Below are 13,652 nucleotides of genomic sequence, written 5' to 3' on the forward strand. Positions count from 1 at the left end.
GCAAAAAAAAACGCATCCCAATTTGAAATGCGTTTCTTTGTCAGGTCAGCCCTTTTAGCACTAACTTCCTTTGCTCCTGCACTAATTCATTCAACTGCTTAAAAGCTGGATATGTCTCTGATTTTCCCATAATAAAAGCTAACCGTTCTTGCAAATTCATTGGAATAAGTTCTAACGTCTCGATATGCTCATCCAGTTCATTTAGCTGTACAGGCCTTCTATTGCTCCAAAAAAGCATGGAAAGGTAAATGCCTAATCCATCACGAATAATCGATACATCAGGCTCCTCACGCAATTTAAAGGAGGCATCCAACTCTTGCGCAATATTCCGCCACTGCTTTGCCATACGTCGGCACGCTTGCTCTGGATCCGTATGCCACGGCATCTCTCCACGCCCACGTGTATAAAAAAGTTGTTCTTGCCAAAATGGTAATCCAGTTACAAAAATCGATGCTTCGTCTATTTCCTCCACAGCAACATGGGGTGTCCTAAATAAAGGATGTTCCAATTCTTTCGCATATTGAAAATCAGCCATCAAAACCTCTCACTTTCGCTTGTTTTTTACCTTCTCGGCAAAGGTATAGGAGCGGACATCTCGCACATTCCGGTGTTCTCGCCTTACAATGATAACGCCCAAAGAAAATCATATCATGGTGCGCATCGGACCACATCTCTTTTGGAAGTTTCCGCATGAGTGTATTTTCAACTTCGGTCACAGAATCCTTCCATCGACAAATACCTAATCTTTTAGAAACACGCTCAACATGCGTATCGACAGCAATCGCCGGGACTCCAAAACCAACAGAAAGCACGACATTAGCGGTCTTTCTCCCAACCCCAGGTAAACTCTCTAACTCTGCATGTGTTGCCGGTACCTCTCCATCAAACTCGTTTAGGATTTTTTGAGATAGGGCTTGGATATTCTTCGCTTTATTTCGATATAAACCGATGGACCGAATATCATTTTCCAGCTCCTCCACAGGTACCTTGATATAATCTTCTGGCTTGTGATATTTCTCAAAAAGCGATGCGGTGACGCGGTTAACCAAAATATCAGTACACTGCGCAGAAAGTACAACAGCCACCAGCAGTTCAAATGTATTCTTATGCTCGAGTTCACAGTGAGCGCTCGGAAACATCTCCGCCATTGTCTCGATGCATATCACAGTTTCTTTATTTGTTAACATGTGTTCACCCTTTTCTCTTATCTAGCCAATCATAGAGCGGAATCGAATTCTCACTTTTCTTTACCCTCGTCACGTTCCCTTTCTCGTCAATACTACCTGCCGCCTGCTCATGAAAAGCAGCGGAAGCCGAACGTGCCTGCTCTGGCGTTTTGATATTTTTACGATTCCAATTGAGTAAAATTCTGTCCATATAGCGAAAACTTAATTTTTGAGAGAGTACTGCTTCCTTCAAAGCCTCCCGAATGAGCTCCGGACTATTATGATCCTGATCCACCCAGGCAGACAGCATTTCGGCTTCCATCGGAGATAATGGACGCCCAAACTCCTGCTCAAACTGCGAATATAAACTCATTTGTTCCGTCTCACGCGACATCATTTTTTGCTCTTGATGTAAGTTCTCGAAAAAGACCATCAGCTTCTCCCAAAGTGGATCAAGCGCGTAACTCTCCGTGTAAACTCGCTCGCCTTCGTTCACTTGCTTAATCATAATCAGCTTTTTGTTAACAAGCGCCTGAATGATTCGAAAAGCCTGTTCCGTGCTAAGGGTTGTACGCCCGGCGATTTCTTCCATCGATGGAAAATAGACTCCTTTTTCAAGAAAGGACTGTAGCTGTAAAACAACGACAAATTCTTGCTCATTCATTCCGATTTTGGCGTAGTTCTCCACTAATACTTGCGGCAATGTCACATTCCCCGCCTCTAACCATTTTTGCATTATTTTATTATCCATCATGAAACACCTCATTAGAAATTATACCATGAAAAACAAGGGGAACGTGATGAAAAAACATTTTTGGGAGAGTTTTTATGTTTTTGACTATAGAAAAACAGCCAGTACACCGCAAAAAATGAATTTTGTGGGGACTGGCTGTTCTTTAACACGTAGTAAAATTTAACACCTAAACTAATTGGATTCGTCCTTCATTACGGATACAATCGATTCAATAGTCTTGGGAATGGAATCGTTTCACGCACGTGTTCTGTTCCTGAAATCCATGCGACTGTGCGCTCTAAACCAAGTCCGAAACCGGAATGCGGTACAGAACCATAGCGAGCTAAGTCTAAATACCAGCTATACGCTTCTAAATCTAGATCAAATTCTTTCATACGTGCTTCTAAAATCGCTAGTTCATGAATACGTTCTGATCCACCGATAATTTCGCCATATCCTTCTGGCGCAATCAAATCGGCACATAATACGACTTCACTGTTATTCGGATCTTCTGGCATATAAAACGGTTTAATTGCCTTTGGATAATGTGTAATGAAAACTGGTTTCTCAAAATTATCCGCAATCGCTGTTTCATGAGGTGCTCCGAAATCGTCGCCCCATTCGATATCCTCAAAACCTAATTTCTTAAGTAATGTAATTGCCTCTGTATATGTGATTCGTGGGAACGGTGCAACCATTTTCTCTAAATGAGAGATGTCACGGCCTAAACGATCCAATTCTAAACGACAATTCTTAAGTACAGCAGCGACAAGGAATGCCACATAATTTTCCTGTACTTTTAGGCTGTCTTCTAATTTATAAAATGCCATTTCGGGCTCAATCATCCAGAATTCAATTAAATGACGGCGTGTTTTTGATTTTTCTGCACGGAAAGTTGGTCCGAATGAGAAAACCTTACCAAATGCCATTGCTGCAGCTTCCATATATAGCTGACCACTTTGTGACAAAAAGGCATCTTCTTCAAAATATTTCGTGTGGAAAAGCTCCGTTGTCCCTTCTGGTGAGCTACCAGTCAAAATCGGTGGGTCAATTTTTAAGAAGCCTTCTTCGTTAAAGAATTCATATGTCGCGCGAATAATTTCGTTACGAATCTTCATAATCGCGTGTTGACGATTAGAACGCAACCATAAATGACGGTGATCCATCAAAAATTCCGTTCCATGTTCCTTCGGCGTAATCGGGTAATCAACAGACTCACTGACAACTTCAATTCCAGTTACAGCCATTTCATAGCCAAACGGGGAACGCGTATCTTCGTGAATCGTCCCAGTGACATAAAGACTAGTTTCTTGAGTCATACCTTTTGCCGTTTGAAAAAGCTCTTCGCCTACTTCTTCTTTCACTACAACACCCTGCATAAAGCCAGTTCCATCGCGCAGTTGTAAGAAGGCGATCTTACCACTCGAGCGTTTATTGCTGAGCCATCCACCAATCTTCACTTCTTTATCCACATATTTTGCTGCTTGATTAATCGTAATTTGCATGTTTACACTCCCTAATTTTTCATAAAATCTTTCATTCGGTCAAGCGCTTGTTCAAACAATGCTGGGTCTGTCGCGTACGATATCCGTATATAATCTGGCATACCGAAACCTGATCCTGGAACAACTGCGACAAAAGCATCATCTAACAAACTTTTTGCAAAAGCATCCACATCTGCAAAACCTTTCATACGTGCGGCCTCTGCTACATCGATGAAGAAGTAGAAAGCCCCACTTGGTTTCTTCGGTCTAAATCCAGGAATAGATTCTAGTACTGGATAAAACCGCTCCATCCGCTCTTCAAAAGCTTTGTACATGCTCTCAGGAACCGCTTGATCCCCATTATACGCTTCAACAGCGCCATACTGAGCATTCGCTGTCGGATTACTCGTCATATGATCGGCGAGCCTTCCCATACTTGCAATAATCGGTTCCGCCGCAGCCGCATAGCCAATACGCCAACCAGTCATCGCATACGCTTTCGAAACGCCGTTAATCACGATCGTCCATTGATATAACGCATCGCTTAAAGAAGCAATCGAAACGAGGTCTTTTTTGTCCCCATAATACAACTTCTCATAAATTTCATCCGAAACGATATAAATGCCATGTTTCTCCGCCACGTGTCCAATCGCAACCAGTTCCGCTTTAGAGTATGTCATACCCGTCGGATTGTTTGGCGAATTAAGCACGATAGCTCGCGTTTTTGGCGTCACAGCTTTTTCAAAATCAGTGGCTGTGATTTTAAAATCCGCATCAAAACCAGTCTCTACAAAAATTGGTACACCGCCAGCAAGTTTAATTTGCTCCGGATAAGTCACCCAGTAAGGTACAGGTACAATGACTTCATCACCAGGGTTCAGAATCGCTTGGAAAGCACAGTAAAGCACATGTTTTGCTCCAGTTCCCACAAAAATCTGATTTGGCTTGTAGGCTAAATTTTGATCTTGTTGCAACTTCCCAATAATGGCTTGCTTTAATTCTGGAATTCCCGTTGTTGCTGTATACTTGGTATATCCTTTGTTCATTGAATCCACAGCAGCATCCATAATGTTTTGCGGCGTATTGAAATCTGGTTCTCCAGCTCCAAGCCCAATAACATCAATCCCAGCCTGCTTCATTTCTCTTGCTTTTGCCGTAATCGCAAGTGTTGGCGATGCGGCAATTTCTTGGACACGTTTCGATAGCGGTAGGTCCATGCACGTTCCCTCCTAAATTTTAAAAAGTCTTATAAATTCTCAATTGCTCGGTACCATTCGCCTGTTTCAAAATCCAAATCATAATAATTCAAGTTATTATTCTCATCCAAATAGGAAACTTCCCAAATGGGTACACCTTTATCCATACCAAGTGTCACATTCAGAATCTTAGCAGGATTCTTTTCCTGTTTCACTTTAGCAATTGCCTCATCTTTAGAAATACCATCTTTTGCATACTTGACGACTACCGTCCCCTTCTTGCTTTTAGGAACCCAGACAATGATTTCTTTCTTTTTACTATTCGTTCCTGTTAGCACGTAATACACACCATTCGAACCATTGTACAGATAAAAATCCTCTTGCTCTTTCAAATCTACCTTACCGTCAATGCGTGCGAGTGCTGTCTCTTCATCTGCGCGGACTGGCTTCTGAGCGCTGTAGAAAAACGTGAAGAAACCTGCTATCACAACGACAAGAACGGCAACACTAATCCAAATCCACTTCCAGTAACTTTTTCGATTACTTTTTCGCAACATATCTACTCTCATTTCTATTAGCTTTACGCTGTTGTCGCCAATTTCAGGCATAGTTTTATTATAGCAATACCATCACGATATTTGAAGCGAAAAAACAGTTATTCAAAAAATTTCTTCACTTCTTCCAATAATTCCTGTTCCCGCCCTTTCACAATAGGTACTTTAGGAATCGAGTTCAAGAATGCTTTTCCAAAATTAGTTGTATCCATACGATTATCGAAAACAAACACAATCCCACGATCGGTTTCCCGTCGAATTAGTCTTCCAAAGCCTTGTTTAAAGCGAAGAACGGCCTCTGGTAACGAATAAGTTTGGAACGCATTTAGCCCCATTTTTTTACGCAAAGCAATCTGGGCTTTCGTATAAGGATCCTCAAGCGGCGCAAATGGTAAACGTACAATGACCAAACACGATAAATCATCGCCTGGAATATCGACCCCTTCCCAAAAACTCATCGTTCCGAGTAAAATAGCTTTATCAAAGGCAAGGAATTGTTTCGTTAACCGTGCTGGACTCCCCGATGACACACCTTGCGCTAAAATCCGATATTCCGCAATAGAATCATCTTGGTTCATTTTGCGGTATGTTTTTTGCAGCATATCATGCGCTGTAAAAAGCACAAGCATGCGACCCGATGTTTCTTTTGCAATCGCGCTGAGATAGGCTGCTAACTTGCTCGTATATTCCTCCACAGGCGTCCCTTTAACCGGCAACATGTCAGAAGGAATGAGAATCCGCGCATTTTCCCCATAATCAAATGGCGACTTAATCTGTTCAGTCTTAGTATCTGCATCCAAGCCTAATTCAGCCCGAATATAAGCAAAAGAATCGTCTACTGTGAGCGTTGCAGATGTCAGAACAACTGATTTTTTAGTGTCAAAAAAGTCCTTCTGCAGCGTATGATTTACCTGCACAATATCCGCTCTGAGGCGTACACTACTAAGCGCCTTATTTCGATCTGCTTCAATATAAAGCATCATCGCCTCTTCCTTCTCATAAAGCATTCGAGACAATTGGCTCTCCGCACGCTTCCAATCGATCACAAACGAATACACTTCCTCTAAAAATACCGATTCTCCTTCACTAAAGTTCTCCGCCTCCCGCTTTCCATATTCCAAGACAAGCTCAAGCGCTGTACTCACTTCACGCATCAATAATAGTACCTTCTCCCCTGCAAAAAAGAGGGCTGCGTCTAACTTTTCATCGATGACATTCTCCACCAATATTAACTCCGTGGTATTCTTACTCGCTCTCAATAGCTTCTGTGCCAGCAATAAAAATAGATTCTCGAGCGCCTCTTCTAGCTTTATGATAGCAATCTCAATATCAAAAAGCTGGTGTTGCTCAGGAAACATAAGCTCTAAGCGTTGTAACATCGCTTCTTTTCCTAATGTTCCTAACCGATTGATGAAAAATTTCATCCGACGATAAGAAAAAACAAAACTCTGCTGTGCTCGCGCGGCATCCGTGAAATGATGCGCCTCATCGATTACGGCATATTCATAATCAGGTAACCATTTTCCACCGCCAAAATGATCTTGTAGAAGTAACGCGTGGTTCACAATAATTAAGTCCGCCGCTTTGGCCTGCCTTTGATTAAACAAATAAAAATCATGGACAAGCCACGGATCTTTTTGTGGAGATAAGAACCAACCTGTGTGCTTCATCCGATTCCAGAAAAGCTGGCCACCACCAGATAAGTTGACTTCATCAATATCCCCCGTCGTCGTTTCCGTCAACCAGACAAGTACCTGCATTTTCGTTAGAACAACATCATAGGTTTTATCAACTTCCGATAGCAATTGTTCAAATTTAAACAAATTGATATAATGCTCTCTGCCCTTTAACACAACAGCCTGTATCTCAAAATCCGTCAGCTCGGCAAGTAGCGGAATATCCTTATGAAATATTTGAGACTGTAAAAGGTTCGTATATGTACTAATCACGATTGGAATTTGGTGTTCCTTCGCAAAATAAATTGCCGGTAACGAATAGCCTAATGTTTTTCCAATCCCGGTTCCTGCCTCAATAAGCACATTTTCCTGTTTCTCCCACGATGCCATCACCGTATCCATCATGATAAATTGACCAGATCGAGGTATTAAAGTCTCATCTGTTGCCTTAAAAAGCGTCGTTTTCTCTTCATCCGTATCGGGATAATGTCTCGTATCGGCACGACTATATTGCACTTCTTGTATACTTTTTTGGCGAATCACGAGTCCCCTATATTCCGTCCATTTCGTATCAAGCATTGCCAATTCTCGCTCTTTCCGCATTTCTGTCTCAAAAAGTAACTCCGCAAGATATCCCGTCAAATGCTGCGAAAGCGTCGTTAGTTTACGAATAGTCGCAAGCGGTAATGTCTCCAATTTCTCTAGAAAAAGCAACATCAATTCAGCCGTCACACGTGCGTCACTATCTGCCCGGTGAGGAGCATCGTGACCTAGTCCAAACTCATCCGCTAAGTCCTGTAATTTAAAACTATCCACAGTCGGATACATGATACGCGCGAGCTCCACCGTATCAAGAAGCTTCATTTTGAGTGGCACTTCACCCGCTTCATGCATTTCTTTTTGTAAGAAGGTCCAGTCAAAACTCACATTATGCGCCACAAAAATTCCACCATCAATTAGCGAATGGATGATAGACGATACATCTTCAAATAATGGCGCATCCTTCACATCTTTTTCAGATATTCCTGTTAGCTCTTTAATAAAAGGAGGAATCCGCTTCTCTGGATTCAGGAAAGTAGAGAACTGATCTATAATCTCACCATCCTCCACAATACACGCCGAAAATTGAATAATTTTATCCGCCTTATTCGCTTGGTTTCCCGTAGTCTCCAAATCAACGACGATATATCTTTTATTTTTCACGATTATCCCCCCTTTACTCAAATCGGGAAGCTAGATTCGAAACCTAGCTCCCTCCTATCACAGTGTTGTTCGTGCTTTTTCTTCTGGCAAAGTCTGGACAATACGATTAGCTTCATTTAGAACCACTATTTTAGGCTGGTGATTCACAATCTCTTCTTCCGAAAAAATACCATAAGCCATAATAATAATCGTATCACCCACCTGCGTCATTCTAGCCGCCGCACCGTTCAAACAAATAATACCACTATTTCGCTCGCCAGGGATAATATAAGTCTCCAAACGAGCACCGTTATTATTATTTACAATCTGTACCTTCTCATTCGGCAGCATATCGACTGCTTCTAGCAACGCCTCGTCAATCGTGATACTACCAACATACTGGAGGTTGGCTTCCGTTACTGTAGCTCGGTGAATTTTGCCATGCATCATAGAACGCATCATGTCATGCACCTCCTATGATTTCATTATCGATTAATCTAGCTTTCGAATACTGCACACAAATCGCAATAATAATAGGCTTTTCCCAATCTTCCACTGGTTCAAACGAAGGATACTGATACATATCCAGATAAACAATTTTTTCATGTGTTTTTTTCTGATTCACAATTGCTCGAATATTAGCCAACACACTCGTTTTATCCTTCTCCTCCAATTCCATTCGAGCTCTGCGCAACGCCAAATGAATCACCGGCGCATCTGCACGCTCCTGCTCTGTCAAATACACATTACGTGAACTTTTAGCTAGCCCATCCTGTTCTCTAACAGTTGGAATCACCCGAACCTTTAATGGCAAAAAATAATCTGCAACAAATCCTTGTACTACAGCTACTTGCTGCGCATCTTTCTGACCAAAATAGGCGCCATCAGGTTGAACAAGATGAAATAATTTCGCTAACACTGTCAAGACACCATCAAAGTGTCCTTCTCGAGTCGCTCCATCTAGTACCGAAACTCGCTTTTGCGCGTGAATTGTTGCTGTTAAACTTTCTGGATACATCGTTTCGACAGACGGCAAAAATAAAATATCTACACCATTTTTCTCTGCAAGTGATGTATCACGAACCTCGTCACGAGGATAACTTTCAAAGTCTTCATTTGGTCCAAACTGTGTCGGATTCACAAAAATACTCATCACCACGATATCATTTTCCGCCTTAGCTGCTTTCACAAGTGCCATATGACCTTCATGCAAAAATCCCATCGTCGGCACAAAACCAATCGTTTTTTGCTCTTTCTTATTGGATGCAACAGCTACTCGTAAAGCCTCTATATTACGTATAATTTTCATGTCATTCGCCCCCATAAAGACCTTTCAGCGTTCCTTCACTCATCGTAAAGGTATGCTCTAGAGCAGGGAAATTTCCGGATTTCACATCATGAACATAGGCTGATAAAGCAGTATCAATCACTCTATCTACATCCGCGTAAGTCTTTACAAATTTGGCCACCCGGTCCGTTCCATATTGAATCACATCATGATACACAAGCACTTGTCCATCCGTATCGATCCCAGCGCCAATACCAATCGTTGGAATCGTAACAGATGACGTTACTTCTTTTGCAAGCTGCCTTGGAATAGCTTCTAAAACGAGCGCAATCGCACCTGCTACCTCCGCTTCTTTCGCCTGTCTCAACAAATCGCGTGCTCCTTCTTTCGACTTACCTTGCACTTTGTAACTGCCCGTTAAGCCTACCGTTTGCGGCGTCAATCCCAGGTGTGCCACAACGGCAACTCCACCAGCGCTCAAATGCTTGATTTTAGTGAATACATCACCCGCACCTTCTAGTTTCAGTGCATTCGCCCCAGTTTCCTGAATAAGTTCCCTTGCGTTTCGAATTGTTTCCTCTATCGAACCATGGTAACTAAGAAATGGCATATCCGTAACGATAAACGTGTCCGGGGCACCGCGTCGCACAGCTTTCGTATGATGAATCATATCGGCAATTGTCACAGGAATCGTGGAATCGTATCCTAAAACAACCATTCCTAACGAATCTCCTACAAGAATCATATCGACCTCCGCCTTCTGGGCGTTCTTTGCTGACGGATAATCATAAGCTGTTAACATCGTCATTTTCTCCTGATCTTCTTTCATCTTAAAAAAATCCACAGGTTTTTTCATTTCAATCGGCTCCTCTTGTCTCTGTCCTTATCGGATCAAAGCAAAATATTTTTCTTCAAAGAAAACATGTGCCGTTCTTATTAAGATACAGCCAGTCGTTGCTTTCCTCCTTGTTATAGTAACACATTTCAAGCTGTTTCGAAAGTTCTTAAACTGACTATAATTGACAGCATTAGAAAGAAAAGCGCATGCCTACCGAAATACTTCGTGACATACGCCTCCCCCTTTATTTACTGTATTTTTCAAACCAAGCTTTCAGCGCGGCTTTATCGTCATTTCCATCATATCGTGCTACTTCTTTGCCATTCTCCAAATAGAAAATAACGGGAACTGTCTTTACCTTCATATCTTGTAAAAATGTTTTTGTCTCGTCTTCTGCTTTCTCTCGTGCAGCATCTGTATCAAAATAAGCTAAGCGCATCTTCTGGTCCTTCAAAACACTATCCAAAGTTGGTTGAAAAGCTTGGCAATCCGGGCAAGTTGGTCTACCAATATAGACAAAGCCACTTTCTTTATTGTCCAATTTCGCTTGGAATTCTGCTAATGTTATCTTATCCAGCTGCTTACTATCTTCTACCTTTTCATTGCCACATGCCGCGAGCACTAAAAAAACACTCAACATGCCTAAAAATAATAATTTCTTCATCAATTCAAATCTCCTCTTTTTTTATATCGGTAAAATCAGATGAATATCCAGCGGTTCCAGCTCAAATAAATAGATATCTGGTGGATTAGCTAATTCGGCACCTAATCTTAAATAAAAGTCAACCGTATTACGAACGGGTGTCGCAGAAATATATAGTTCTTTTCCACCGAGCTCTGTTGCCTCTTGCGAAATAATATCAATAAGACGGCGACCAAGCCCTTTCGCGCGATAATCATGACTAATATATAACATGTCAAGCTTCATCGTCTTGCCATCAATAAGATAGCTTTCCAGCGAAACTAGCCCAACTAGCACATTTTCCTCATACGCACCAATAATAATACCATCTCGGTCAAAAAGCGATTCTAGTCGTTGCACATAAATCGTTAATTCACTCTCAAGCCAGCCTTCAATATCATAGTGTTCCTTCACTAAATGCAACATCTGATTCCGAACATAGTACACTTCCCCAACGAATTCCTTACGATCGATATCCTTCAACTGAGATAATTCATCCCGAACCAACCATTTAAACTCCATCTGTCAACTCTCCTTTTCAGCGGTTTTTCTTAGTATACCTGAGTATCAACTAAAAGAAAAAAAGCTAAAAAGAGATTTTAACGCCAATTTTTAAACCGTTTAGACACGACCTTTGCCTGATTCTTATTTTCCTACAGCTTACAAACGTTTTCTAACACAGTATCTCAGCCTAAAAAAAGAATTTACTAGCCAAGCAAAATATCTGCCGAATAAATCCGATGTTCTTCACCTACAGCATCTTGAACGATAAGTACGCCCTCATCTGATATGCCCTTCACTGTTCCACGAATCTCGCCTTGGATTGTTTTAGCCACAATTTTTTCACTAAAAGGAATGGCTCTCGCTTCCCAAAGTAGTTTGATTGGTGCAAAACCTTGATCTAAAAATAGCAAATAGTATTTCTCCAACTGAGAGACTATCTCGCCATATAAAGCACCTCTAGAAATGGGATGTCCCGCTAAAATAGCCAAAGAAGTAGCTTTATCACGCAATTCTTCTGGGAAAAAATCTTGATTCACGTTAATGCCTGTTCCGATAATAATCGCGTTTACCTGCTCTGCCTCTGCCTGCATTTCCGTTAAAACACCGCACACTTTACGTTTATCAATATAAAGATCATTCGGCCATTTAATTTGTGGCTCTAAACCAGTGATATTCTCAATCGCCTCTGCAACAGCTAACGATGCGATAAAAGTGAACTGCGGAACTTGCTGCATTGGGATTTCTGGTTTTAAAATCGTGCTCATCCAGATTCCTGTCCCTTTTTGTGAATTCCAAGGTCTAGCTAAGCGTCCTTTCCCAGCGGTTTGTTGATCTGCAATAACAACGGTTCCATCGACTGCGCCTTCACCAACCAATTGATGTGCAACGATTTGCGTGGATGTCACTTCTGGATAAAATGCTACTTGCTGACCGATAAATTTCGTTTTAGCACGAAAATAAAGCATGTCTTCTGTGAATATTTCTTCGGCTGGTTGAATCGCATAGCCACTTCCCCGCTTAGCCATGGTCTCAAAACCAGATTTTTTTAATTCCTCTATTTGTTTCCATACAGCTGTCCGGCTACAATTCAGCGCATCCGCAATCTCTTGCCCTGAAACTAGTTCGCCCCCTGCCGCCCGAAATACATCTAATAATTTACGGCGATTCGTTGATAACATGCTTCACCCATCCTCTAATTTCTGACTGTGTATTCGCGACTTCCCCTTCAACGATGGCTTGATCGAGCCTCGCGAGCAACTCTTTTAGCCACGGACCCCCTTTTTTATCCACCCATGCCATAATATCATCTCCGCTCGCTTGAATCTCGCTTCGTGACTGGACAGGAAGTGTGGCAAAACGTTCATGTAAGGCCATCCATTCCGTTTCACCAGTTTGAACCAATCGCGCTTTCTCGACTAGAGCTACCGTATGTTGACCCGTTGCAAACAATTCGTAGTCGCTCCATACACGCTTATTCGCTACATCATACGCTTTTGTTACCTCACGAATCAACTTATTCGGTAATTTCCAAGCACGCAAAAAGGCCCCCACATTTTCCGGCTTCATTGCTAGCACAACAATAAACCAGATAGTTTCATCATCCCTAGCAGCCGCTAAATTCCAAGATTCCAATCTCTGAATCGCAGCACCTTGACCCACAAATTCTGGTAAATAGGGCAACATCTCGAGCTCCTGCACTAATGGTAACGCAACGTTGACCGCTTGGCCTTTCATCAATTTCACGAATTCTACGGTGATTCGTTCCACCGCAATGTTTTTCAGAAGGGAAATATTTTGTTGCATAGCCTCATATGTATCTTTTTCCAGCGAAAAATCTAGCTGACTTACAAAACGAACACCGCGCATCATTCGCAGGGCATCTTCATGAAATCGTTCCCACGGCTTACCAACGGCGCGAATCTGTTTATTTGCCATATCTTGTTGCCCACCAAAAGGATCAATAAATCGGCCATCAAGCCCCATCGCAATCGCATTCATGGTGAAATCACGACGCTCCAAATCTTTCTCCAATGAACGAATAAACACAACCTCATCTGGACGTCTAAAATCGGCATACGTACCCTCTGTGCGAAACGTTGTAATCTCATATATTTCTCCCGCCTCCAACACAGAAACCGTGCCATGCTCGATACCCGTATCAAAGGTCCGCGTGAAAATCTGCTTCACTTCTTCTGGAAAAGCGCTTGTCGCAATATCAATATCCGCTACCTCACGACCTAGCAACGTGTCTCGTACAGAACCACCTACAAAATAAGCCTCAAAACCAGCCTGTTCTAGTTTTGCTAAAACAGGCACGGCTTTCTTAAAAATTGCTTTCATCCATTAAAA

General features: G+C 42.0%; 14 protein-coding genes. All 14 read right to left on the bottom strand.

Features of this window, described 5'->3' with window-relative positions; genetic code table 11:
- Positions 1 to 40: 40 nt before the first annotated feature.
- Positions 41 to 535: a YpoC family protein gene (locus HCJ66_RS01935; protein WP_187131638.1), complete on the bottom strand. Its 495-nt coding sequence runs from the start codon at positions 533 to 535 to the stop codon at positions 41 to 43.
- Positions 528 to 1,187 (bottom strand): endonuclease III, encoded by a 660-nt coding sequence (gene nth, locus HCJ66_RS01940; protein ID WP_187131639.1) that lies wholly within the window; start codon positions 1,185 to 1,187, stop codon positions 528 to 530. The genes HCJ66_RS01935 and nth overlap by 8 nt, the downstream gene beginning before the upstream one ends.
- 4 nt (positions 1,188 to 1,191) lie before the next feature.
- A complete protein-coding gene (locus tag HCJ66_RS01945; RefSeq protein WP_187131776.1) occupies positions 1,192 to 1,917 on the bottom strand; it encodes a DnaD domain-containing protein in 726 nt (241 codons plus the stop codon).
- Between the two features lie 194 nt (positions 1,918 to 2,111).
- Positions 2,112 to 3,404, bottom strand: coding sequence for an asparagine--tRNA ligase (gene asnS, locus HCJ66_RS01950; RefSeq protein WP_187131640.1), 1,293 nt, complete (start codon positions 3,402 to 3,404; stop codon positions 2,112 to 2,114).
- An 11-nt stretch (positions 3,405 to 3,415) separates the two neighbouring features.
- A complete protein-coding gene (locus HCJ66_RS01955; RefSeq protein WP_187131641.1) occupies positions 3,416 to 4,600 on the bottom strand; it encodes a pyridoxal phosphate-dependent aminotransferase in 1,185 nt (394 codons plus the stop codon).
- A gap of 29 nt (positions 4,601 to 4,629) precedes the next feature.
- On the bottom strand, positions 4,630 to 5,187 hold the full coding sequence (locus HCJ66_RS01960) for a cell wall elongation regulator TseB-like domain-containing protein (protein ID WP_425489591.1): 558 nt from the start codon (positions 5,185 to 5,187) through the stop codon (positions 4,630 to 4,632).
- A 47-nt stretch (positions 5,188 to 5,234) separates the two neighbouring features.
- Positions 5,235 to 8,012, bottom strand: coding sequence for an ATP-dependent DNA helicase DinG (gene dinG, locus HCJ66_RS01965; protein WP_187131643.1), 2,778 nt, complete (start codon positions 8,010 to 8,012; stop codon positions 5,235 to 5,237).
- Positions 8,013 to 8,069: 57 nt separating this feature from the next.
- Positions 8,070 to 8,453 (bottom strand): aspartate 1-decarboxylase, encoded by a 384-nt coding sequence (gene panD / locus HCJ66_RS01970; protein ID WP_187131644.1) that lies wholly within the window; start codon positions 8,451 to 8,453, stop codon positions 8,070 to 8,072.
- A gap of 1 nt (position 8,454) precedes the next feature.
- Positions 8,455 to 9,300, bottom strand: coding sequence for a pantoate--beta-alanine ligase (gene panC / locus HCJ66_RS01975; RefSeq protein WP_187131645.1), 846 nt, complete (start codon positions 9,298 to 9,300; stop codon positions 8,455 to 8,457).
- 1 nt (position 9,301) lies between these two features.
- Positions 9,302 to 10,135 (bottom strand): 3-methyl-2-oxobutanoate hydroxymethyltransferase, encoded by an 834-nt coding sequence (panB, locus tag HCJ66_RS01980; protein ID WP_187131646.1) that lies wholly within the window; start codon positions 10,133 to 10,135, stop codon positions 9,302 to 9,304.
- A gap of 226 nt (positions 10,136 to 10,361) precedes the next feature.
- Entirely contained in the window at positions 10,362 to 10,781 is a 420-nt protein-coding gene (locus HCJ66_RS01985; RefSeq protein WP_187131647.1) for a thioredoxin family protein, read from the bottom strand.
- 21 nt (positions 10,782 to 10,802) lie between these two features.
- Positions 10,803 to 11,321, bottom strand: a complete 519-nt coding sequence (locus tag HCJ66_RS01990) for a GNAT family N-acetyltransferase (protein ID WP_187131648.1) — start codon at positions 11,319 to 11,321, stop codon at positions 10,803 to 10,805.
- Positions 11,322 to 11,506: 185 nt separating this feature from the next.
- On the bottom strand, positions 11,507 to 12,481 hold the full coding sequence (locus tag HCJ66_RS01995) for a biotin--[acetyl-CoA-carboxylase] ligase (RefSeq protein ID WP_187131649.1): 975 nt from the start codon (positions 12,479 to 12,481) through the stop codon (positions 11,507 to 11,509).
- Positions 12,459 to 13,643, bottom strand: a complete 1,185-nt coding sequence (locus HCJ66_RS02000; protein WP_187131650.1) for a CCA tRNA nucleotidyltransferase — start codon at positions 13,641 to 13,643, stop codon at positions 12,459 to 12,461. The genes HCJ66_RS01995 and HCJ66_RS02000 overlap by 23 nt, the downstream gene beginning before the upstream one ends.
- Positions 13,644 to 13,652 lie beyond the last annotated feature (9 nt).

It is taken from the genome of Paenilisteria portnoyi (genome assembly GCF_014322795.1).
Taxonomy (GTDB): domain Bacteria; phylum Bacillota; class Bacilli; order Lactobacillales; family Listeriaceae; genus Listeria_A; species Listeria_A portnoyi.

What these genes read in the sequence shown, in the direction of transcription:
- HCJ66_RS01935 (WP_187131638.1), bottom strand. Translation starts at nt 535, where the DNA reads ATGGCTGATTTTCAATATGCGAAAGAATTGGAACATCCTTTATTTAGG.
- nth (WP_187131639.1), bottom strand. Translation starts at nt 1,187, where the DNA reads ATGTTAACAAATAAAGAAACTGTGATATGCATCGAGACAATGGCGGAG.
- HCJ66_RS01945 (WP_187131776.1), bottom strand. Translation starts at nt 1,917, where the DNA reads ATGGATAATAAAATAATGCAAAAATGGTTAGAGGCGGGGAATGTGACA.
- asnS (WP_187131640.1), bottom strand. Translation starts at nt 3,404, where the DNA reads ATGCAAATTACGATTAATCAAGCAGCAAAATATGTGGATAAAGAAGTG.
- HCJ66_RS01955 (WP_187131641.1), bottom strand. Translation starts at nt 4,600, where the DNA reads ATGGACCTACCGCTATCGAAACGTGTCCAAGAAATTGCCGCATCGCCA.
- HCJ66_RS01960 (WP_425489591.1), bottom strand. Translation starts at nt 5,187, where the DNA reads ATGCCTGAAATTGGCGACAACAGCGTAAAGCTAATAGAAATGAGAGTA.
- panD (WP_187131644.1), bottom strand. Translation starts at nt 8,453, where the DNA reads ATGATGCGTTCTATGATGCATGGCAAAATTCACCGAGCTACAGTAACG.
- panC (WP_187131645.1), bottom strand. Translation starts at nt 9,300, where the DNA reads ATGAAAATTATACGTAATATAGAGGCTTTACGAGTAGCTGTTGCATCC.
- panB (WP_187131646.1), bottom strand. Translation starts at nt 10,135, where the DNA reads ATGAAAAAACCTGTGGATTTTTTTAAGATGAAAGAAGATCAGGAGAAA.
- HCJ66_RS01985 (WP_187131647.1), bottom strand. Translation starts at nt 10,781, where the DNA reads ATGAAGAAATTATTATTTTTAGGCATGTTGAGTGTTTTTTTAGTGCTC.
- HCJ66_RS01990 (WP_187131648.1), bottom strand. Translation starts at nt 11,321, where the DNA reads ATGGAGTTTAAATGGTTGGTTCGGGATGAATTATCTCAGTTGAAGGAT.
- HCJ66_RS01995 (WP_187131649.1), bottom strand. Translation starts at nt 12,481, where the DNA reads ATGTTATCAACGAATCGCCGTAAATTATTAGATGTATTTCGGGCGGCA.
- HCJ66_RS02000 (WP_187131650.1), bottom strand. Translation starts at nt 13,643, where the DNA reads ATGAAAGCAATTTTTAAGAAAGCCGTGCCTGTTTTAGCAAAACTAGAA.